At 60.4% G+C, this 20,167-nt stretch carries 21 protein-coding genes; 11 read left to right on the top strand and 10 right to left on the bottom strand.

What is annotated here, in order from left to right:
• From ACRAUW_RS10150 to ACRAUW_RS10135, 4 genes are all read right to left on the bottom strand, one after another.
• Window positions 1–278 (bottom strand): ZrgA family zinc uptake protein (locus ACRAUW_RS10150; protein WP_431362180.1); only part of this gene is annotated, 278 nt, incomplete at its 3' end.
• A gap of 31 nt (window positions 279–309) precedes the next feature.
• Window positions 310–609: a hypothetical protein gene (locus tag ACRAUW_RS10145; RefSeq protein WP_431362179.1), complete on the bottom strand. Its 300-nt coding sequence runs from the start codon at window positions 607–609 to the stop codon at window positions 310–312.
• 44 nt (window positions 610–653) lie between these two features.
• The gene (locus ACRAUW_RS10140; protein ID WP_005335681.1) at window positions 654–1,196 is read right to left on the bottom strand and encodes a YtfJ family protein; all 543 of its coding nucleotides are present in this window, start codon (window positions 1,194–1,196) and stop codon (window positions 654–656) included.
• A 221-nt stretch (window positions 1,197–1,417) separates the two neighbouring features.
• Window positions 1,418–2,308 carry a hypothetical protein gene (locus ACRAUW_RS10135; protein WP_431362178.1) on the bottom strand — a complete coding sequence of 297 codons (891 nt, stop codon included), beginning with the start codon at window positions 2,306–2,308 and terminating at the stop codon, window positions 1,418–1,420.
• Between the two features lie 139 nt (window positions 2,309–2,447).
• On the opposite strand from ACRAUW_RS10135, the gene ACRAUW_RS10130 reads away from it, so the two are divergent.
• A complete protein-coding gene (locus tag ACRAUW_RS10130; RefSeq protein ID WP_431362177.1) occupies window positions 2,448–2,795 on the top strand; it encodes a hypothetical protein in 348 nt (115 codons plus the stop codon).
• A gap of 26 nt (window positions 2,796–2,821) precedes the next feature.
• Here ACRAUW_RS10130 and ppa read toward each other — a convergent pair whose 3' ends face one another.
• The 3 genes from ppa to ACRAUW_RS10115 form a co-directional block, all read right to left on the bottom strand.
• Window positions 2,822–3,352, bottom strand: coding sequence for an inorganic diphosphatase (gene ppa, locus ACRAUW_RS10125; RefSeq protein ID WP_005335667.1), 531 nt, complete (start codon window positions 3,350–3,352; stop codon window positions 2,822–2,824).
• Between the two features lie 216 nt (window positions 3,353–3,568).
• Window positions 3,569–5,149, bottom strand: coding sequence for a DUF3369 domain-containing protein (locus ACRAUW_RS10120; protein ID WP_431362176.1), 1,581 nt, complete (start codon window positions 5,147–5,149; stop codon window positions 3,569–3,571).
• Window positions 5,150–5,258: 109 nt separating this feature from the next.
• On the bottom strand, window positions 5,259–6,140 hold the full coding sequence (locus ACRAUW_RS10115; protein ID WP_431362175.1) for a LysR family transcriptional regulator: 882 nt from the start codon (window positions 6,138–6,140) through the stop codon (window positions 5,259–5,261).
• 157 nt (window positions 6,141–6,297) lie between these two features.
• Between ACRAUW_RS10115 and ACRAUW_RS10110 the strand changes: the two genes are divergently transcribed.
• Both ACRAUW_RS10110 and ACRAUW_RS10105 read left to right on the top strand, forming a co-directional pair.
• Window positions 6,298–6,684, top strand: coding sequence for a DMT family transporter (locus ACRAUW_RS10110; protein ID WP_431362174.1), 387 nt, complete (start codon window positions 6,298–6,300; stop codon window positions 6,682–6,684).
• Window positions 6,681–7,001, top strand: a complete 321-nt coding sequence (locus tag ACRAUW_RS10105) for an SMR family transporter (RefSeq protein ID WP_421333192.1) — start codon at window positions 6,681–6,683, stop codon at window positions 6,999–7,001. Before ACRAUW_RS10110 ends, ACRAUW_RS10105 begins: the two co-directional genes overlap by 4 nt.
• Window positions 7,002–7,079: 78 nt before the next feature.
• Here ACRAUW_RS10105 and gloA2 read toward each other — a convergent pair whose 3' ends face one another.
• The 3 genes from gloA2 to hrpB form a co-directional block, all read right to left on the bottom strand.
• Entirely contained in the window at window positions 7,080–7,481 is a 402-nt protein-coding gene (gene gloA2, locus ACRAUW_RS10100; protein WP_005362902.1) for an SMU1112c/YaeR family gloxylase I-like metalloprotein, read from the bottom strand.
• Window positions 7,482–7,539: 58 nt separating this feature from the next.
• Window positions 7,540–9,858, bottom strand: coding sequence for a penicillin-binding protein 1B (gene mrcB, locus ACRAUW_RS10095; protein WP_431362173.1), 2,319 nt, complete (start codon window positions 9,856–9,858; stop codon window positions 7,540–7,542).
• Between the two features lie 244 nt (window positions 9,859–10,102).
• On the bottom strand, window positions 10,103–12,550 hold the full coding sequence (gene hrpB / locus ACRAUW_RS10090; protein ID WP_431362172.1) for an ATP-dependent helicase HrpB: 2,448 nt from the start codon (window positions 12,548–12,550) through the stop codon (window positions 10,103–10,105).
• A 178-nt stretch (window positions 12,551–12,728) separates the two neighbouring features.
• Here hrpB and thpR point away from each other — a divergent pair, with 178 nt between their 5' ends.
• The 8 genes from thpR to panC all read left to right on the top strand — a co-directional run bounded on the left by thpR (window position 12,729) and on the right by panC (window position 19,516).
• A complete protein-coding gene (gene thpR / locus ACRAUW_RS10085; RefSeq protein WP_431362171.1) occupies window positions 12,729–13,271 on the top strand; it encodes an RNA 2',3'-cyclic phosphodiesterase in 543 nt (180 codons plus the stop codon).
• Window positions 13,268–14,011 (top strand): DNA/RNA nuclease SfsA, encoded by a 744-nt coding sequence (gene sfsA / locus ACRAUW_RS10080; RefSeq protein ID WP_431362170.1) that lies wholly within the window; start codon window positions 13,268–13,270, stop codon window positions 14,009–14,011. The genes thpR and sfsA overlap by 4 nt, the downstream gene beginning before the upstream one ends.
• A gap of 119 nt (window positions 14,012–14,130) precedes the next feature.
• A complete protein-coding gene (dksA, locus tag ACRAUW_RS10075) occupies window positions 14,131–14,580 on the top strand; it encodes an RNA polymerase-binding protein DksA (protein WP_431362169.1) in 450 nt (149 codons plus the stop codon).
• A 111-nt stretch (window positions 14,581–14,691) separates the two neighbouring features.
• Complete coding sequence (gene gluQRS, locus ACRAUW_RS10070; RefSeq protein ID WP_431362168.1) at window positions 14,692–15,600, top strand: tRNA glutamyl-Q(34) synthetase GluQRS; 909 nt, start codon at window positions 14,692–14,694, stop codon at window positions 15,598–15,600.
• A gap of 81 nt (window positions 15,601–15,681) precedes the next feature.
• Complete coding sequence (gene pcnB / locus ACRAUW_RS10065) at window positions 15,682–17,148, top strand: polynucleotide adenylyltransferase PcnB (RefSeq protein WP_431362167.1); 1,467 nt, start codon at window positions 15,682–15,684, stop codon at window positions 17,146–17,148.
• A gap of 11 nt (window positions 17,149–17,159) precedes the next feature.
• Window positions 17,160–17,669 (top strand): 2-amino-4-hydroxy-6-hydroxymethyldihydropteridine diphosphokinase, encoded by a 510-nt coding sequence (folK, locus tag ACRAUW_RS10060; protein ID WP_431362181.1) that lies wholly within the window; start codon window positions 17,160–17,162, stop codon window positions 17,667–17,669.
• Window positions 17,666–18,460: a 3-methyl-2-oxobutanoate hydroxymethyltransferase gene (gene panB, locus ACRAUW_RS10055; protein ID WP_005335640.1), complete on the top strand. Its 795-nt coding sequence runs from the start codon at window positions 17,666–17,668 to the stop codon at window positions 18,458–18,460. Before folK ends, panB begins: the two co-directional genes overlap by 4 nt.
• 201 nt (window positions 18,461–18,661) lie before the next feature.
• Complete coding sequence (panC, locus tag ACRAUW_RS10050) at window positions 18,662–19,516, top strand: pantoate--beta-alanine ligase (RefSeq protein ID WP_431362166.1); 855 nt, start codon at window positions 18,662–18,664, stop codon at window positions 19,514–19,516.
• Window positions 19,517–20,167 lie beyond the last annotated feature (651 nt).

Raw genomic sequence — 20,167 nt, 5'->3', positions numbered from 1 at the left:
GCGGCCGGGTCGAAGCGGAACAGGGCGTCAGGCTGCTGGAGGCGGGCGACCGCTTTGGCATATTGCGCCTTCTCTTCATCGCTCTTGGCGGCGTGCTCGAAGCCCACCAGATCGGCGGCAGGGGCTTGCAGTTCGATCATCAACTGGTCGCCATCGACCACCAGATTGAGGTGGCCGTGGCCATGCTCGTGGGCGCCATGGCTGTGGCTCTCGTGTTCGTCGTGATTTGCGTGTGCGCCAAAGGCCGCAGCGGCCAGCAACAGAGTAACTGCTTTCATCTTTAATCCTTTTTCAAAACAAATAGCGAAATTAAACAAAGGGATAGAGAAAAGCAGAGGCGGGCGGCGCACGGATGGCATAGCTGTGAAGTGTGGCGGTATCTGCCGAGCGCTGCATGGTTGCAACTGCGGGCAGAACAGAGGGGGCACTGGGGAAACAATAGGGGGTAGCGGTGATGACCTGTTTGCCATCCAGATGGAGGGCGCAAACCAGGCAGTGATGGTCGTCGTGGCCGGGCAGGGCAGATTCAAACTGGTGCCGGGCAAGGGCAGGCTGCAGCCATAACCAGCCCAGCAGCAAGATCCAGATTTTCAGCTTGATACGACCCATAGACCCTTATGGAAAGGGCGCCATCAGCGCCCTTTCTCTCTGACTTAGAGATGGGACTTGATGAGCCCCATCACGGTAGCAATGTTGTTGGCATCGAGCTGGCCATCTTTGGCAAACAGCACCTTGCCCTCTTTATCCAGCAGGATGATCGCCGAGCTTTCCGGCGTCAGGTCCCAGGCGTTGCGCGCCATGCCCTTGGCATCCAGCACCATGGCGGACCAGGGGAACTCTTTCTTGCTGTCCTCGGCACTGCTCTTCACGAAGCCGGAGGTGCCCCAGATGGCGTCATTGCTGTTGATGACGGTAACGGTCTGGTACTTGTCTTGCGGCAGCTTGGCGGCCTTGATCGCCTCGATCATCGGGGCGTTCAGCTCCTTGGCACTGGAGCGACCTGCAATATGCTGGATCAAGAACACCTTGCCGGTGAGCGAGGTGCTCTGCCACGGCTGGTAGCCGATCTCCTTGCCATTCAGTACCAGCTCACCCTTGTCGCTGACATTGACCAGCGGCACCGGGTTGCCATCCTTGAAGTTGTGAGCAAAGACCAGAGATGGCAGCAGCGCCAAAGTAAGTACGAGATGTTTCATCCTGATGACACTCCATTTGTTATGTTATAACGAGTTTCGGATTGAGGGAATGGGCGAGCTTCATCCTAAACTGATCGGATCTGTTTAATAAAGTGTTAAATAAGATCGCAATTCAGAACCGTCGGCGCCCTGCCAGTCATGAGGTCGGCTGGCAAGGGCGGCTAGGATGGCATGACATCGATAAAAATCAATGAATTGGCGGCTGGTCTGAGCTGTCTGCGTCAGTAGAGCGACTCGCTGATGAGGGTGATCTTGGCCATGGTCATCTGCTGGGCCAGCAGGGACGAGCCGGTTAGCAGCACATGGCGCTGATTGTTGATCACCACCACATCACCGGGTACGCCACTGTCTGCCGTAATGGCCAGCCAGGCAGGGGAGACGCTGCCGATGCTGATATCCGGATAGATGATGCTGAGCACATATTGCGGCGCCAGCTCCGCCAGCAGACTGGCCATCAGCAGCGCCTTCTCGTCGCTGTCGGCCTTGTTATCTTGCAGTGCCTGCAGCGGCGGCGCGAAGTGATCCAGCTGCTCCGGCTGGGTGGGGATGGCGTTCAGCCACTCCTGCAGCAGGCTGACGCTGGTGGCGAGATCCTTGGCGGCAAACTGCTGCGCCAGCGGCTTGAGATGCCCCTTGAAGTGGTAGAAGAGCTGTGAGTAATCGGGTCGCACGCAAGGCAGTTTGCGATTGGACGGATGGACACAGGGCACCACCCTCATCTGGTAGAAGGCATCCTCCTGATACTGCTGGTAGGCTTGCCAGAACAGCAGCGACTCCATGCTGTCGTCCCGCAGGGTGAAGGCCTGCTCCAGATTGCGAAATTTGGTAGCGGTCTCCGGGCTGCTCTGGTTGATCAGGTTGATGCTGTTGTAGAGTCGCGGGCTGATATAGGCGTAGAGCGTCTCCAGCGGATTGGTGAGGGAAGCCTTCAGCAGGCTCATCTCGTGGCGACTGGCGGCCATCACCTGATCGTCGGTGGTCAGCTGGAAGTGCTTGCGCTGGCCATCGGTGGATTGCCACTGCCAGCTCATGTTGATTTCGCTGGCGTTGCTTGTGGCGCCAAGGGTGGTGCAGAGAGTGAGGCTGAGCAACAGCGCGGGGGTCAGCTTCATGGTGGTGCTTCCTGCCGTGGACGATAATTAACAACTAGGTGAGCCGGCACCACTTTGGTGATATTTCGTTTTGTGATCTGGATAACAGATTGATGTGACTTTTAATTTAATTGTGAAATTAAGTCACTCTGGAGGGGTTATGAAGCCTTGGATCATAGTGCTGTTTGGGCTGCTCAGCCTGCCAGCCATGGCGGGTCAGGTGATCGTCAACAAGGGGATGTCCGTTGCGGATACCTTTGCCCTGCGCGATCAGTTGGCGCGCGAACACGAATGGCAGGAGTGGCTGCGCTACCAGCAGACCATCAAGTGGCTGGAGGTGTTGCCGGTCAACTGCGAGCTGATGAGCCAGCCGGGTGGCGGGTATCGCTGCGGGAGCGACTACTACCGTTCCTACCAGAAAGATGGTCGTGAAATATATATTCAGGGCAATCCTGCCGAAGATGCGGCTGGTCAGCTGCCGCAAACACCGACAAAAAAGGCGCCATAAGGCGCCTTTTTCATACCGGGTGACGCTTACTTGGCAGCGTAACGCTCGGCAGAGGTCTTGATCTCGGCTTCGGCAGCGGCCTTGTCGCCCCAACCTTCCACCTTGACCCATTTGCCCGCTTCCAGCTCTTTGTAGCGCTCGAAGAAGTGTTGGATCTGGGCTTTCAGCAGTTCCGGCAGATCGTTCACATCCTGGATGTGGTCGTACTGCTTGGTCAGCTTGGAGTGCGGTACGGCAACGATCTTGGCATCTTCGCCAGATTCGTCGGTCATCTTCAGCACGCCAACCGGGCGGCAGCGAATGACGGAACCTGCCAGCAGCGGGTAGGGGGTCGGAACCAGTACGTCGACGGGGTCACCATCCAGAGAGAGGGTTGCGTTCACGTAGCCGTAGTTGCACGGATAGAACATCGGGGTAGACATGAAGCGATCGACGAAAATAGCGCCGCTGTCCTTGTCGACTTCGTATTTGATCGGGTCGGCATTCTGCGGGATTTCGATGATGACATAGATATCGTCGGGCAGGCTCTTGCCGGCCGGTACCAGGTTCAGGCTCATGATAATTCCTTCGTTGTTAGTATCAGGTTTGCAGGCCGATATTATAGCGATGTGATGTTAAATGACCATATTTCAGCGGCTATCGCTAACAAAGAAGGGGGATGTTTCCGCTTTGCGGCGCTTTGATGTGTACGAGATGCAACAAAACGGTTGTTTTGATGCCTTGCCGGTGACTTTGGTCACCGGCAAGAGATGCTGAGTTGCAAGTGCAGAGAGTCAGAGCGAGTAGGGGAGTCTCGACTCGTTGACCAGTCGCGACAGAGCTGTTACGACATGAGGATCAAACTGGGAGCCGGAGCGGGACTGGATATACTCCATGGTCTGCGCCAGCGTCCAGGGCTCCTTGTAGGGGCGCTTGCTGAGCAGGGCATCGAAGACATCGACTACCGCCACAATCCGTGCCGACAGCGGGATCTGCTGACCAGCCAGCTGCTGCGGATAGCCTTTGCCATCGAAGTGCTCGTGGTGGCCGCGGGCGATTTCAGCTCCCAGCGAGAGGTAGCTGGTTCCCTCCACCATCTCGCCCGCCTTGTGCAGGATATTGGCGCCGATACCGGCGTGCTGCTCCATGATGGCCCGCTCTTCCGGGTCGAAACGGCCTGGCTTGTGCAGGATATGGTCGGGGGTGCCCACCTTACCCACATCGTGCAGGATGGAAGCCATGCCGATCATCTCGACAAACTCAGGGGTCAGCTGCTCGGGATAGGCCGCCATCTGCCTCAACTCTGCCACGATGGCATCCGAGAGCTTCTGCACGCGCAAGACATGCTCGCCGGTATCGGAATCACGAAACTCCGCCAGCGCCGCGAGTGCCACCACGGTGGCCTCCTGCGCGCGCAACAACTGGTTGTAGAGATAGAGGTTATCGTAGGCCGCCGAGATGCGCTGACAGAACACATCCAGCAGATCGCACTCGAGGGGATCGAGGGGTTGGGTCGGGATAAAACTCAACACGAACTCGCGACCATTCTGGGCGGCGATATAGAGGGAGTCCTGCGGGTGTTCAAAGCGGTTGCTGCGGGCCGAAAGTGCGTTCATGACCGAGTCATGCAGCGTGGGAAAGTCGCTCAGTTTCCCCTCTTCCAGCAGGGCTTCATAGTCTCCCGTGGCCGCCAGGATCTCCAGCCGTTGCTGGCCGGGACGGCGCTCGGCGCAGATAGCCCCTTCGGTGCCCACATCGAGAATGGCGCTGATCTGTTTCAGTACGCCGGAGGCAAACTCCTTAAGCGAATGAAGATGGTAGAGATCGCCAGCCCCTTCCAGAATTTTACCGAGCCCCTGACGACTCTTGTCGATGGCGCTGAGGGTTTCGTATGAGCGCAGGGATGCGATGACGGTGGTGTAGAGCTTTTGTACCGTCAGCTCGGTCTTGGTCTTGTAGTCGTTAATGTCGTAATCGAGGATCACCCGCTGCTCGGGGGCCTGACCGGGCTGGCCGGTACGCAGCACGATCCGCACCAGCGAGTTGCGCATTTCGTTGCGGATCTTGTGCACCAGTCGCAAACCGGCATCTTCGGTCTCCATCACCACATCCAGCAGGATCAGGGCAATTCGGGGATTGGCCTCCAGCATGGTGGCGGCTTCAGCACCGCTGTAGGCGTTGAGCAGCTCCAGTGGGCGAGATTTGTACTTAATATTGGAGAGGGCAAGCCGGGTGGCATGATGGATATCCGGCTCATCATCCACGATCAGCACTTGCCATGGGTTGAGTGCCTTCGGGACCACAACCTCCTCATCATCGAGTTCGATGATGTCGTCGTCCAGCAAGATATCGTCCTTGTCTTGGGCACTGCTCATATCGGTTACGCCTCCGGCGCTCAATGAGTATGTGAACAGTATGCACGATCACATCCTCTCGGATCATCAGGATAAGTCGATATCGTGAGCTGGCTCCGCCTCTTTATCGCTACTCGAAAGGTTCCAGATATCCCTGGATCGACTTCTTCAACCAGGCCAACACCTTGCCGTGATAGGCGTTTTCCGCCAGATAGACCCCGTAATCCCGCCACTGCAGGCTGAACTTGTGTTTCAGGGTCAGCAGGGAGCCTTGTCGCAGCTGACTCTGGATCAGTGGCGAGGGGAGCACCGCCCAGCCCAGGCCATCCAGCACAGAGTTGCGCATCAACTCGAAGCTGGAGAGACCGATATGCTTGCCGCCCACTGGCAGCAGACTTTTTAGCGAGAATTCATCTACATAGGAGAGCGTTATCTGGGTGTGGTCAGTCAGATCCTGCTGTTTGACCCGCTTAAGTCCGGCCAGCGGATGGCTGGGCGCCACCACCATCAGGGTGCGGATCGGGTTGAGCACGTCGATATTGAGGCCGCTGCGCTCCTGATCTTCGGTAATAAGGCCAAAAGCGGCATCGACGAATCCCTCTTCCACCAGCGCCGGTAGTTCAGGCGGGGAGGTGAGCACCAGCGAGATGCTGGTGCCGGGAAACTGGTTGTGCAGGCTGGCCAGCATCTCGCGCCACACTTGCTCGGGGATGGCGTCATCGCGGGCAACCCGCAGCGCCACTTCGGCACCCGAGGCGTAATGTTTGCACTTCTGCTGCAAGCTGTTGGCCGCCTGTAGCAGGCGAGTGCAATCATCAAGCACCAGCTCGCCGATCTCGGTCAGGCGACTCTGATTGGCACCTCGTTCAAAAAGTTCGACGCCAAGCTCAACTTCCAGCGCCGCGATGGAGGTGCTGACGGCGCTGCGGCTTTTGCCGAGGCGACGGGCGGTGTTGGCAATAGAGCCGCTATTGGCTGACTCTACAAAGAGTTCTATCTGATATAGCTTCATATTTTACAGGCCATGACGGATTTTTCACCATCACCTTAGCGTGCCGAACCCAGGCAAGGCAAACCTGTGGCGTCGGAATAATCGACGCTGAGCGATTGCCGCGAGTTGCTTCTCCCCGTTTACCATCTCTCCCGTCGAAGCAACAAAGGCATCTTATATGTTATTAAGTCGTATGTTTCTGGCACGGCTGTTTTTGACCGGCGCCATCGTGACCGAGGTCGCCGGTACCTCCAGCATGACCATGATCCCCGAGCAGGGGGCTGGCTGGATGAACTACATCCCGATGTGGCTGTTGATCGGTTTCTCGTACTGGTTGCTGGCGAAAGCCGCCAAAACAATCTCCATTGGTATTGCGTTTGCGCTTTGGGAGGGGCTAGGGATCACCCTGATCACCATAGTGTCGGTCATGTTCCTTGGTTACGATGTGACCGTTCAGGAGCTGATTGGCCTGGCTCTCGCGATAGTGGGGATTGTTATGGTGACCATGGGGGAGACCCATGATGAGCCCGCAGACAAGCCCGTAGAAACGGAGGCCATAGCATGAGTCCGTTTGTAATTGTACTGGGTGCCGCACTGATCGATATCGGCGCCAACATGGCCATCAACCGATCCAAGGGGTTTCGTTACAAGGGGTGGGGAGTCTTCGGCATCATGCTGGTACTCGGCGCCTTTACTCTGCTTTCGGAAGCGGTAAGCGGCGGCAAGATTGACCTGGCTGTTGCCTACGCCACCTGGGGGGCTATCGGCATCGTCGGTACGGCACTGGGCGGTTTGCTCTTCTTCGGTGAGCGACTCAAGCCCATCGGCTGGGCTGGCATGATGGTGATGGCGCTGGCTGTCGTTATGCTGACTACCGCCTGATAACCTGAAGCAATAACAAAAGCCGCCCGGTAGCAACCGGGCGGCTTTTGTTTGGCTGATTGCTTGGTCGATGCAGGCTCAGCGCGGCGCTTCGTAGAGCTCCAGCGGCAGGCCGTCGGGGTCGGCGAAGAAGGTAAAGCGCTTGCCGGTCAGCTCATCCACCCGTACCGGCTCTACCTCGACCCGATGGGCCAGCAGGTGGGCGATGACCCGGTCAAGATCGCTGACCCGAAAGGCAAGATGGCGCAGGCCGCACGCCTCGGGGCGGGAGGGGCGCTCGGGAGGCGAGGGGAAGCTGAACAGCTCCAGCTGGCTGCCGTCCGGCAGGGCCAGATCCAGTTTCCATGACTGGCGCGCTTCGCGCAGGGTCTCGGCGATGATGGGCAGCCCCAGCACCTCGTGGTAGAAGTGGCGCGAGCGTGGGTAATCGCTGGCGATGATGGCCACATGGTGGATGGCGTCAAACAGCGGAAAGGTCATGGTGTTTCCTTGTCAGCAGCATAGTGAACGGGCAGCCTGTGCTGCCCGTGTCGTAGATCTAGTTGAAGAAACCGCCGAACCAATCATCCAGCGCACTGCGTGGTGTCGCACTGCTGGCGCAACCGGCCGGGGAGCCCATGGTGGAGGCTTTGGCCGGCACCTGCAGGCTGCCCGGGCAGTCGCTGGTGACGTGGGTGCCGCTGGCGCGGGAGAAGTTGGCCCAGGTGATCCCTTCCGGCATCTTCAATCCCAGACTGTTGACGCCGCGCTGGCTCATGTAGCCGCTAAAGAGCTGCAGGGCACCGCTGGCACCGGTCAAGCCCGCCGGGGTGTTGTCGTCGCGACCGACCCAGATACTGACCAGTTCGTTGTTGTCCATCCCGGCAAACCATGAGTCGCGCAGCTCGTTGGTGGTGCCTGTCTTGGCCGCCATGGTGGCGCCGGGGAACTTGGCACTGAGGGCGCGGGCCGTGCCCTGACTCACCGTCTTGGTCATAGCGAACAGGGTCAGCCAGCTTGCTTGCTGGTCGGTGACCCGCTTGGCGGTCTGATCATGCTGATAGAGCAGGCTGCCATCCCCCTTGACTACGGCGCGAATGGCCGACAGCGGCTGGGTCAGTCCCTGATTGGCGATGGGCAGATACATCTGGTTCACCTCCAGCGGGGAGAGGGCCACCGCCCCCAGCACCAGCGACGGATAGGGCTGGATCTCCTGCTGGACTCCCAGCTTGTGCAGGGTATCGACTACCTTCTCCAGCCCCACTTGCAGACCCAGATTGACGGTCGGCACGTTGAGTGAGCTGGCCAGGGCATCCATCAGCGGCACGCTCTGGCGGAACTTGCGATCGTAGTTTTGCGGCGTCCAGACCTGACCATCCTGACCGCGAATGCGGATCGGCTGATCTTTGAGCGGGGTCGCCAGCGTCAGGCCGTTGGAGAGACCGGTGAGGTAGACCGCCGGTTTCACCAGCGAGCCGATCTGGCGGCGGGCATCCAGCGCCCGGTTGAACCCGGCGTAGCGGGGATCGCGACCACCCACCAGCGCCACTACTTCGCCCTTATGCCAGTCGGAGACCACCATGGCCGCCTCCAGCTTTTTCTTGCCGCGCAGTTTCTCGATATCGGCGAGGCCCGATTCGACCGCTCGCTCGGCCGCATGCTGGGCGATGGGATCGAGGCTGGTGAAGATCTTGAGGCCAGACTGCTTGAGCAGATCGGCGCCGAAGCGGCTCTGGATCTCCCGCTTGAGCAGTCCCATAAAGGCCGGGGTGCGGCCATAGCTCATCTGGCCGCGTGCGATGATGCCGAGGGGCTGGCGGCTGGCCAGCTCATATTCGGCCTGGGTCAGGCTGCCGTGATCCATCAGCAGTTTCAGTACCAGATCACGGCGGGTTTTGGCCCGTTCCGGGAAGCGCCAGGGATCGTAATAGGAGGGGCCTTTCACCAGACCGACCAGCAGGGCCACCTGATCGATATCCAGCTCGTTGACCGGAATGCCGAAGTAGAAGTAGGAGGCGAGGCCGAAACCATAGACCCCTTGCGAGAAGTTTTGCCCCAGATAGACCTCGTTGAGGTAGGACTCCAGGATCTCGTCCTTGCTGTAGCGATAGTCGATCAGCACCGCCATATAGGCTTCCTGCAGTTTTCGCCACAGGCTGCGCTCACGGGTCAGGAAGAAGTTCTTGGCCAGCTGCTGGGTCAGGGTACTGCCCCCCTGCACGGTACGACCCGCGATCAGGTTGGCGAACATGGCGCGCATGATGGCTACCGGCGAGACGCCGCCATGCTGGTAGAAGTCGCGATCTTCGGTGGTGAGCAGGGTCACCAGCAGGCTGTCGGGCACCTCGCTGAGGCGTACCAGCAGACGATCTTCCCGATCCTCGGTATTGAGGCGATCGAGCAGCACCGGGTCCATCTGGGTGTAACCGAGCTGGCGCTGGTTCTCCAGCGACTGGATCCCCTCAAGGCGCGGGCCGTTGAAGGTGAGGCGCAGGCCACGGGCTCCATCGGCGCCATCATAGAACTCGAACGGACGGCGAATCAGCTCGATGCGATTGCCGTTGATGGTGTATTCACCCGGCGTGTGAGGCTGGCGCACCTGCTTGTAGCTCAGCATATTGAGCTCGCGCAGCATCTGGTCCCGCGACAGGCGCTGGCTGGGATAGAGCTCCAGCGGACGGCTGTAGACCATCACCGGCAGCTGCCACTTCTCGCCATCGAAGCGCTCGCGCACCTTGGTATCGAGGTAGATGCCAAACACCACCATAAAGGCCGCCACCACCAGGGAGAGCTTGAAGCCAAGCCAGAACAGCTTGCGCCAGATGGTGCGTTTGGGCGCTGCCTTCTTGGGGGCACGCTTGCGTCGTTGGGTTGCCATAAATCCTCTTTTTCGTTTCTACTCGTTATATTGCGGCCGACTACGCATCCGAATGTCCGCTTACGCTGCGCTAATCGAACCTACATTCAGAGTTTTGCTTCGCCAGGCAAATGGATGCCAACCCCTCATCCCCAACCCTTCTCCCATAAGGGGAAAAGGGGCAAACACCTACCTCGATCGGTTCCCTCTCCCTCTGGGAGAGGGTCGTCTGCTGGAGTTGGGCTTCGCGATGCTCAGCACCAACCTACATCCCCATCTTCTTTTTGGTGACTTTGGTCGGCATCGCCTCCAGCGGATTATCCGGCCAGTAGTGGCGAGGATAGCGCCCCTTCATCTCTTTCTTCACCTGCTCGTAGGAACCCGCCCAGAAGGTGGCCAGATCGGCGGTGATCTGCAGCGGCCGCTGGGCGGGGGAGAGCAGCTCCACCACCAGCGGCACCCGGCCATCGGCCACGCAGGGGGTCGAACCCTGCCCGAACATCTCCTGAATGCGTACCGGGATCACCGGTGCCTGCCCCGGCTGATAGCGGATCCGCACCCGGCTGCCGGTGGGCGCAGCAAAGTGGCTCGGCAGTGCCTCGTCCAGCCGCTTTGGCAACGGCCAGGGCAGGGATTGGCGCAGGATGTCGCTCATATTGAGCCTCTTCAGCTGCTCCAGCCGGGTCATGCCGCTCACCGCCGGCAGCAGCCACTGTTCGAGGTCGGCCAGCAAATATTCCTCATCCATCGCGGGCCAACCCTCATCGGGCAGCCAGTCGCGGGCGCAGCGCAGACGGGCCAACAACCCTTCGCTGCTCTCGTCCCACGGCAGCACATGCAGCCCCTTGCGGCGAATGCCTTGCAGCAGGCAGCGCCCTTTCTGATCGTCAGAGAGTTCGGTCAGCGGTCGCTGGCTCAGCACCAGCTCGTCGATCACCTGCTGGCGTTCGGCGCGCACCCGCTCTTCCCGTTCATCCCAGTCGAACCACTGCCGTTCGCTCACCAGTTCCGGCAGCAGGCGTACCAGCTCGTCCAGATCGACCGGTTCGGCGATAAAGATGCGGCTGCCGCGATCGTTCTGCCCCATCTCGATGGCGATGAGGGCCCCTTGTCCCTGACAGGGATGACCTTCTACCAGATCGCAGCTCACCCCACCACTGAGTTGATAGCGAGTGCCGCTACGCAGTTTGCCGATACGATCCGGCCAGGCGAGGGCGCAGAGCAGCCCCAGCCACTGACCCTGCGCAGTGGCCGGGTGCACGCCAAGCCGTTCAAACCAGCGGGCAGCGTTCTGGCGCAGGGCGTTTTGACGGCGGTGGAACAGCACAGAGAGGCGCTCCGATCCTCGCAGATCTTCTTCCTGCAACGCCACCAGATAAGCAGCATCGGCGACAATCCCTGTCAGACCCTCGGACTCCAGCTCGCGGGCGCGCAGCAGCATGCGGGCGAGGCGAGGGTGGGTACCGAAGGCGGCCATGGCGCGGCCAGCAGGAGTGAGTTGTTGCTCACCCTCCGGCTTCATGGCGCCAAGGGCCACCAGCAGCCGCTGGGCGCTGGCCACCGCAGCGGCGGGGGGCATGTCCAGCAGCGGCAGATCTTCCACCTTTGCCCCCCACTGGGCAGCATCCAGCAGCAGACCGGTCAGCTCCTGAGTCAGGATGTCTGGCGGGCTCTGCTCGGCTAGCCGAGCCTGCACCTCGCAGCTCCAGAGCCGATAGCAGATACCGGGGCCAAGACGACCGGCGCGACCTGCCCGCTGGGTGGCGGAGGATTTGGCTATCTGGCGGGTCTCCAGTCGGGTGACGCCGCTTTTCAGATCAAAGGAAGCCCGTCGTTCCAACCCGCTGTCGATCACCACCGAAATCCCCTCAATAGTGAGGGAGGTCTCCGCCACATTGGTGGTGAGCACCAGCTTACGGCGGCCCGCAGGCGCCGGTTCGATAGCTGCCTGCTGCGCCGCCATATCGAGGCGGCCGTAGAGGGGGGCGAGGGTCACGTCGTCCGGCAGTTTGTCTGCCAACCACTGCGCCAACCGCTCGATCTCACCCTGTCCCGGCAGAAAGACCAGCAGGCTGCCATCTTGCTCGGCCAGCGCTTCGAGTACCACGGCGCCGACCTGCGGCTCCAGCCACTGCTGGCGATTAGCGGGGCGGTAGTGGTAATCGATCGGGAAACCGCGCCCCTCGGAGCGAACCACAGGGGCGTCCGGCAACAAGGTCTCGAGTGCCATGCCATCCAGGGTTGCGGACATAATCAAGAGCTTGAGGTCATCGCGCAATCCCTGCTGGCTCTCGATGGCGAAGGCCAGCGCGGTATCGGCATGCAGACTGCGCTCGTGGAACTCATCGAAGATGACCAGCGAGACGCCATTCAGCTCAGGGTCTTGCTGCAGCATTCGGGTCAGCACCCCTTCGGTGACGATCTCGAGCCGGGTCGCTGAGCTGGTGCGGCTCTCGCCACGCACCCGCAAGCCGATGCGCTCACCCACCTTCTCCCCCAGCTGGCGCGCCAGAAAAGTGGCGATATTGCGCGCCGCGAGGCGCCTTGGCTCCAGCATGATGATGCGGCCTGTCAGCTGGTTCTGACGCACCAGCTCCAGCGGCAGCAGGGTCGATTTGCCCGCGCCGGGCGGCGCCTGCAGGATCACGCTGGTGTGGCTGTCGAGGGCGGCAAAGAGTTCGGGCAATACCGAAACGATGGGGAGCTGGGACAAAGCGATGAGCACCTTCTGTGGCAACCGGTAAAACGGCGCCTATTCTGCCACAGCCACCCGCGCCACCGTGAGTGGATGTGCGCAGATGGCTACGCGGGCGGGAGAGCGGCGAGACATGGCCAGATGGCTGCCATAGAATGGGCCCATCCAATGAGCGTGAAAAAGGCATTATCACCACATGGCCAAACTCTTCTTTGCCCTGCCCGTCAAGGAACTCGCCCCCGAGCTCATCGCCTGGCGCGATCAGCTCCCCTGGCCCGGTCAGCCGGTGCCGCAAGCCAACCTCCACCTGACCCTGGCCTTTCTGGGTGAGGCGGACGAGTTGACCACCCGCCGCCTGATCGCCGCCGTAGAGCGCCAGCACTGTCCGCCGCTCTCCATCAGACTGGATGAGACCGGCTGGTTCAGCCGCGCCAAGGCCGCCTGGATTGGCCCGAAGGAGTGGCCCAACGAGCTGACCGTGCTGGCAAAAGCGCTGCGCCGCCACGGCGAGAAGCTGCGCCTTGGCAATGGCGAGCAGGGTTATCGCCCCCACATCACCCTGTCGCGCAAGGCGGGTGAGGCTCCGGCCATCCAGCCTGATCCCAATTTTCTGCTGCAGGCCAACGAGTTCTGCCTCTATCAGTCCATCTCGACTCCGGACGGGGTGCGCTATGAGCCGCTAGCCTGCTGGCCGCTGCGCGCCAGGGTAAAAGAAGGCGTGCGGAGGGCTAACCCGTGATCTTTGATCCTCCCCTGCAATCGGGCCAGCTGGTGGCCCGCTACAAGCGCTTTTTGACCGATGTGCGACTCGATAACGGCGAGGTCATCACTATCCACTGCGCCAACACCGGCGCCATGACCGGTTGCGCCGAACCGGGCACCCGGGTCTGGTACTCCACTTCCGATAACCCCAAGCGCAAGCTGCCCAACAGCTGGGAGATCGCCGAGAGCCCGGCGGGCCACTTTATCTGCGTCAACACGGCGCGCGCCAACCATATCGCCCGCGAGCTGATCGAGCAGGAGGCCATCGCTCCGCTGGCGGGTTACAGCGGGTTGCGCACCGAGGTGAAGTATGGTGAAGAGAACAGTCGCATCGATCTGTTGCTGGAAGATGAGGAGAAGGGTAACTGTTACATCGAGGTAAAATCGGTCACCCTGCTCGACGAGCGGGAGGAGGCTGGCATGGGCTACTTCCCCGATGCGGTCACCGCCCGTGGTGCCAAACATTTGCGCGAATTGATGGCGATGAAAGCGGCGGGCCACAGGGCCGTGCTGCTATTTATGGTGTTGCACTCCGGAATAAGCCGGATGCGCCCTGCAACCCATATAGATCCGCACTATAGTCTGCTAATTGAACAGGCAATCGCGGCGGGGGTTGAAATTTTATGCTATCGGCCCCATGTTGGGGTACAAGGCATGGTGGCTCAAGGGTTTATTCCGTTTGAATCCGGTCACCTGTTACCTGAGGGGAGTGCATAAATATTGGAGTGGGTAACATTATTGGTACGGCTTGTTTGCTTACCCGTTACCCTTCTGCTATAGATGTCGCCCTCAATTTACGGATGGCACGGGTAGCGTGCAGAATTAGGAGACAGGGCATGCCAACAGGCGAAAACACGAAATCTCTGGGCCCCCTGGCCATTGCGGGTGTCGCGCCTTACCAGGAAAAGCCGGGTGAGGAGTACATGAATGACCAACAAAAGGCGCATTTTCGCAAGATCCTGGGTGCCTGGCGCAACCAACTGATGCAGGAAGTTGACCGCACCGTTGATCACATGAAGGACGAAGCTGCCAACTTCCCGGATCCTGTGGATCGTGCCGCGCAGGAAGAGGAGTTCGCTCTCGAGCTGCGTACCCGCGACCGTGAACGCAAGCTGATCAAGAAGATCGAGAAGACCTTGCAGCTGCTGGAAGATGACGACTTCGGTTACTGTGAGCACTGCGGTATCGAAATCGGTATCCGCCGTCTGGAAGCCCGTCCGACCGCCGACCTTTGTGTCGACTGCAAGACGCTGGCCGAGATCAAGGAAAAACAGATGGCCGGCTGATCCCGCCCCTCTGATATATGAAAAAGGGAGCTCGTGGGCTCCCTTTTTTATTGAGCTTTTGGACGGGTCGTCCCAGAATGCAGCCTCAATGAATTGCTTACCCGAACAGTCATGCCAGTGAACCCCCTGTCCTCACCCCTTGTACGTCCCTATATCGGCCGCTTTGCCCCCTCACCCTCAGGCCCGCTTCATTTCGGTTCGCTGATTGCGGCCCTCGGCAGCTTCTTGCAGGCCAGAGCGCAGCAGGGGGGCTGGCTGGTGCGCATCGAGGATATCGATCCGCCGCGGGAGATGGCGGGGGCGGCCGACCTTATTCTCAAAACCCTTGAGGCATATGGCCTCGAGTGGGATGGGGAGGTGATGTTCCAGAGCGCGCGCCACCGCCGTTATGACGAGATCATCGACCAGCTCTATCAGGCTGGCGATCTCTACTGGTGCTGCTGCACCCGGCGCGAAATTATGACGAGCGGTGGCTTTTACAATGGCCACTGCCGCACATTAGGGCTGACGGCAGAGGGCTCTGCCGCCCGCTTGCGCCAGCACCATCCGGTCTACCACTTCGATGATCGGTTGCAGGGCCATATCGCGGTCCCGGCGGCGCTCGCCGAGGAGGATTTCATTATCCGCCGCCGCGACGGGCTCTACGCCTACAACCTGGCGGTGGTGGTGGATGATATGGACAGCGGCATCACCGAGATAGTGCGCGGCGCCGACCTGCTGGAGCCCACGGTGCGCCAGATTGCTCTCTATCAGACCCTGGGGGCTGCGGTGCCGGACTGGGTGCATCTGCCGCTGGCGGTGCAAGCCGATGGCAACAAGCTCTCCAAGCAGAACCATGCGCCGGCCCTGGCGCTCGATGAGGTGCGCCCGGCCCTGTGGCAGGCGCTGCACTTCCTCGGCCAGTGTCCGCCGCCCGAGCTGATGGCGAGCCGGATCGACGAGATCATCGGGTGGGGCATCGCCAGCTGGCAGCTTGAACGGGTGCCCGCCTGCCAGAAGATCTCGCTGGAGGCTGGCTGAACGGGCCATTCAGTTTTTCATTTGGTTAGGCGTGAGCTATCATAGGCCGCTATTTTTTGGCCTCCCGTCAATTTAGAAGTCATGAAGAGGTGTACCATTTTTTCCCAGATCGCAAACTTTTGCCGCAAGGTGCTCGGCAAGGATGAGGGCGAGCAGCCGGTGGAATCCCCCATTCCAGCCCGTGTCGCCGGTCAACGTCGTACCTTAAGCCGTGATCAGCACCCTGTTTCGCGCAAAGAGATCAGCGAGAATGCCCTCAAGGTGCTCTATCGCCTGAACAAAGGGGGCTATGAGGCCTACCTGGTCGGCGGCGGAGTCCGGGATATTCTGCTCGGGAAGACGCCCAAGGACTTCGACATCGCAACCGATGCGACGCCGGAGCAGATCAAGGCGCTGTTCAGCAACTGCCGCCTGATTGGCCGTCGTTTCCGCCTGGCCCACATTGTCTTTGGTCGTGACGTGATCGAAGTGGCCACCTTCCGGGGTCACCACCATCAGGTCAATACCAGCAAACATGTGTCGGCCCAGTCTGATGAAGGCATGCTGCTGCGCGACAACGTCTACGGCACCATCGAAGAGGATGCCGAGCGCCGCGACTTTACCGTCAACGCCCTCTACTACAGCGCCAAGGATTTCACTCTGCACGATTTCGAAGGGGGTCTGGAAGATCTGGCCGAGCGCAAGCTTGAGCTGATCGGCGATCCCGAGACCCGTTATCGTGAAGATCCGGTGCGGATGCTGCGCGCCGTGCGCTTTGCCGCCAAGCTGGATATGACCATCAGCCCGCGTACCGCCGCCCCCATCAAGGAGCTGGCGCCACTGCTGCAAGACATCCCGGCTGCCCGCCTGTTTGAGGAGACCCTCAAGCTGTTCCTGGCTGGCGACGGTCTGGCGACCTACAAGCTGCTGCGCGAGTATGGCCTGTTCCAACAGCTCTTCCCGCAAGTAGCGGCGTTGTTTACCCCGCACGGCAACTCGCCCTGTGAGCAGCTGATCGAGCTGGCGCTGATCGATACCGACACCCGGGTTCGTGAAGACAAGCGCGTCACTCCCGCCTTCCTCTACGCCACCCTGCTGTGGGGGGCTGTCGAGGCTCGTGGTCGGGTATTGGAGAACGAGAGCGGCCTGCCCTGGTATGACGCCTTCATGCTGGCGATCAACGAGGTGCTGGACAATCAGGTGCGGATCATCGCCGTTCCCCGCCGTTTCACCACCGATGTCCGCGACATCTGGGCACTGCAACAGCGGCTGACCCGTCGTCAGGGTCGTCACCCCGAGCGCGCCATGGAGCACCCCAAGTTCCGCGCGGCGTACGACTTCCTGTTGCTGCGCAACCGGGTCGAGCGCGGTCTCGGCGAGCTGGCCAGTTGGTGGGAGCGCTATGTCGCCTCCAACCCCGATGTGCGCCCGCAACTGCAGCGTGAAGCGACCCGTCGCCCGGCCAGCGGTGAGCGCGGCGAGGCCCGCAGCCACGATGGCGAGAAGCGCAGCAGCAACAGCCGCAACCGTCGTCGCCCCCGTCGCCGCAAACCGAAAGTGGCCGAGTGACCACAGACGTGATGACCGAGGTCTTCATCGCCATTGGTTCCAACCTGTCTGACCCGCTGGGTCAGGCGCGCCGCGCGGTCGCCGCGCTGGCGAGCTTGCCGGAATCTGTGCTGGTGGAGGCCTCGTCGTTTTACAGCAGCCGCCCCATGGGGCCTGCTGACCAACCGGACTACGTCAATGCCGTGGCCCGGCTCAATACCCGGCTCGCGCCCCTTGCGCTGCTGGATCAATTACAAAAAATCGAGCTGGAACAGGGACGTGTGCGCAAAGATGAGCGGTGGGGGCCGAGAACTCTGGATCTCGATCTGCTGCTCTATGGGGATCAGGTGATCAACCACGAGCGCCTGATCGTACCCCACTACGGTATGAAGGAGCGGGAGTTCGTGCTGCTGCCCCTTGCCGAAATTGCGCCTGCTCTGGTGCTGCCCTGCGGCACCCCGCTCGCCCGACTGGTTGCCCGCTGCCCGCACAATGATTTGGCCATCATTGCCCCGCGTGCAGACGTACAGGAGCCTCTATGAGCAAGATCACCACCGCCAGCCTGTTGAAGATGAAGCAGGAAGGTCAAAAGTTCACCGCCATCACCGCCTATGATGCCACCTTTGCCAAGCTGTTCGACGATGAGGGGGCCCACGTGCTGCTCATCGGCGATTCGCTGGGCATGGTGCTGCAAGGGGGGCAGGATACCCTGGCGGTCAACATGGATGAGATGGTCTATCACACCCGCTGTGTGGCGCGCGGTGCCAGCAAGGCACTGGTGGTCGCCGACATGCCGTTCATGAGCTACGCCACCCCCGAGCAGACTTACCAGAACGCCGCCCGCCTGATGGCGGCCGGTGCCCGCATGGTGAAGATGGAAGGGGGCGACTGGCTCTGTGACTCCATCCGCCACCTCACCCGCAACGGGGTGCCAGTGTGCGGTCACCTCGGCCTCACTCCGCAATCCGTTCATGTCTTTGGCGGCTTCAAGGTGCAGGGGCGCGATGAGTTTCAGGCGCAGGAGATCTACCGTCAGGCCCTCGAATTGCAAGCGGCCGGTATCCAGCTGCTGGTGCTCGAGTGTGTGCCCACTGCGCTGGCCGAGCGTATCACCAAGGCGCTGCGCATCCCGGTGATCGGCATCGGTGCCGGCCCTGCGACCGACGGTCAGATCTTAGTGATGCACGATGCCTTTGGCGTCACCTCCGGCTATGTGCCCAAGTTCACCAAGAACTTCCTGGCCGAGACCGGCGATGTGCGTGCCGCCATCCGCCTCTATGTCCAGCAGGTGAGCGAGGGGAGCTTCCCCGGCCCGGAGCACTGCTTCAACTGATCCTGGCTGTTGCATGATGGGGGCTGCGGCCCCCGTCTCTGCTTCTCAGCCTCGCACAGTTAATCCGTATAGCTAATCCGTATCTTATTGATTCATCTAAAGGTGAACTGCTGATAGCCATGTTCGTGCCCCATCCCGCCCGAGCGCTATCTGTGGATGCAACCCGTCTCTCTTTTTGATTTATCGGAAGGTGAACTGCTGATGTTGGTCGTAAATAATCCCGTCGTTCTGCGTGAGCAGATAAGCCAATGGCGCCGTGAAGGGCGTGCCATCGCATTCGTGCCCACCATGGGTAACCTGCATCAGGGCCACCTGACGCTGGTGAAAGAGGCGCACAGCCACGCCGAGAAGGTGGTGGTCAGCATCTTCGTCAACCCGATGCAGTTCGACAAGGCCGAGGATCTTGCCAACTACCCGCGCACTCTGGAGCAGGATTGCGCCTCGCTGGAAGCCGCCGGCGTCGACATGGTGTTCACCCCGACCTCGGAGATCATGTATCCACAGGGGCTGGCGAGCCAGACCTTCGTCGAGGTGCCGGGTCTCTCCAATCTGCTGGAGGGGGCGCTGCGCCCGGGTCACTTCCGCGGTGTCAGCACTGTCGTCACCAAGCTGTTCAATCTGGTACAGCCGGATGTGGCCTGCTTCGGCCAGAAGGATTACCAGCAGCTGGCGCTTATTCGCAAGATGGTGGCCGACATGGCGATGCCCATCCAGATCGTCGGCGTGCCCACCGTGCGGGCCGAAGACGGGCTGGCACTCTCCTCGCGCAACGGCTATCTGACTGCCGCCGAGCGGGCCATCGCCCCCGAGCTCGCGCGCACCATGAACTGGATCGCCGAGCAGATCGAAGCGGGCGATCACCACCTGCCCTCCTTGGTGGCGCAGGCCAGCCAGCGCCTCGACAACGCCGGTTTTCGTACCGATGCCATCGATATCGTCGATGCCGCCACCCTCGAATCTGCCACTGACCAGAGCACGCAGCTGGTGATCCTGATGGCTGCCTATCTGGGCAAGGCCCGCCTTATCGACAACCGGGTCGTCACTATCAAGCGGTAACATTTTCTCTGCCATCTTGTGGCGTTTGCTGTTCTGTTGATTGCTTGGGAACGTTAAACGTTGATGGAGTCAAAACGGACACTGTCCGATTTCATTTTTATGGGGCCTCTGGCCCCATTTACGTGGCTGCCAATATAACAAGCAGCACTATCGCCAGCGCGAGAACGGCTAGTGCGAAGCCGATATTGTCGGCCAGGGAGTTGTGGGCAAGGGTATCGAGTATTTTAAATAGTTCCATATGGACTCCTTGTTTGTTGGTCAAATTGTTGGTGTGGTGAGTGAGCCCAGCCTCAATGAGTAGGGCAGGGTGCCTGGCTTGGGCAATGTTGACTGCTTGCGGTGATTCGCCTCCTTCTTCTATAAGTCCGGGGTTATTCGATGTCACAGCGTCGGGCAGAGAGGGCCTGGCGGGTGGGGTGGCCCCAGTGCAAGGTGATTGCTATTTGCAGAGGCGAATATTGCCGAAGTTGGACCCTGGCCACATCGGCACAGGCCGACAAGAGCGGGCGGGTAGGAATGAAATTTGTGTTCTTGTTGATGTAGGTACTTTTTTCTATAAGACTGAGGTTACTCAGCCCCGCAGGCCTCATCTCCCTTTCTGATACTATGTGGTTAATCCATCTATTGACCAAAGTGGACACTGTCCGTTTT

The sequence above is a fragment of the Aeromonas sp. genome (assembly GCF_050633025.1).
GTDB lineage: Bacteria > Pseudomonadota > Gammaproteobacteria > Enterobacterales > Aeromonadaceae > Aeromonas.
The sequence above is the reverse complement of the archived record's forward strand: the minus strand, read 5'-3'. Positions and strand labels throughout refer to the sequence as shown.

What these genes read in the sequence shown, in the direction of transcription:
- panC (WP_431362166.1), top strand. Translation starts at nt 18,662, where the DNA reads ATGTTGGTCGTAAATAATCCCGTCGTTCTGCGTGAGCAGATAAGCCAA.
- ACRAUW_RS10130 (WP_431362177.1), top strand. Translation starts at nt 2,448, where the DNA reads ATGAAGCCTTGGATCATAGTGCTGTTTGGGCTGCTCAGCCTGCCAGCC.
- gluQRS (WP_431362168.1), top strand. Translation starts at nt 14,692, where the DNA reads ATGCCAGTGAACCCCCTGTCCTCACCCCTTGTACGTCCCTATATCGGC.
- ACRAUW_RS10115 (WP_431362175.1), bottom strand. Translation starts at nt 6,140, where the DNA reads ATGAAGCTATATCAGATAGAACTCTTTGTAGAGTCAGCCAATAGCGGC.
- panB (WP_005335640.1), top strand. Translation starts at nt 17,666, where the DNA reads ATGAGCAAGATCACCACCGCCAGCCTGTTGAAGATGAAGCAGGAAGGT.
- dksA (WP_431362169.1), top strand. Translation starts at nt 14,131, where the DNA reads ATGCCAACAGGCGAAAACACGAAATCTCTGGGCCCCCTGGCCATTGCG.
- ACRAUW_RS10105 (WP_421333192.1), top strand. Translation starts at nt 6,681, where the DNA reads ATGAGTCCGTTTGTAATTGTACTGGGTGCCGCACTGATCGATATCGGC.
- ppa (WP_005335667.1), bottom strand. Translation starts at nt 3,352, where the DNA reads ATGAGCCTGAACCTGGTACCGGCCGGCAAGAGCCTGCCCGACGATATC.
- folK (WP_431362181.1), top strand. Translation starts at nt 17,160, where the DNA reads ATGACCGAGGTCTTCATCGCCATTGGTTCCAACCTGTCTGACCCGCTG.
- ACRAUW_RS10145 (WP_431362179.1), bottom strand. Translation starts at nt 609, where the DNA reads ATGGGTCGTATCAAGCTGAAAATCTGGATCTTGCTGCTGGGCTGGTTA.
- gloA2 (WP_005362902.1), bottom strand. Translation starts at nt 7,481, where the DNA reads ATGACCTTTCCGCTGTTTGACGCCATCCACCATGTGGCCATCATCGCC.
- pcnB (WP_431362167.1), top strand. Translation starts at nt 15,682, where the DNA reads ATGAAGAGGTGTACCATTTTTTCCCAGATCGCAAACTTTTGCCGCAAG.
- ACRAUW_RS10140 (WP_005335681.1), bottom strand. Translation starts at nt 1,196, where the DNA reads ATGAAACATCTCGTACTTACTTTGGCGCTGCTGCCATCTCTGGTCTTT.
- ACRAUW_RS10110 (WP_431362174.1), top strand. Translation starts at nt 6,298, where the DNA reads ATGTTATTAAGTCGTATGTTTCTGGCACGGCTGTTTTTGACCGGCGCC.
- thpR (WP_431362171.1), top strand. Translation starts at nt 12,729, where the DNA reads ATGGCCAAACTCTTCTTTGCCCTGCCCGTCAAGGAACTCGCCCCCGAG.
- ACRAUW_RS10135 (WP_431362178.1), bottom strand. Translation starts at nt 2,308, where the DNA reads ATGAAGCTGACCCCCGCGCTGTTGCTCAGCCTCACTCTCTGCACCACC.
- mrcB (WP_431362173.1), bottom strand. Translation starts at nt 9,858, where the DNA reads ATGGCAACCCAACGACGCAAGCGTGCCCCCAAGAAGGCAGCGCCCAAA.
- ACRAUW_RS10120 (WP_431362176.1), bottom strand. Translation starts at nt 5,149, where the DNA reads ATGAGCAGTGCCCAAGACAAGGACGATATCTTGCTGGACGACGACATC.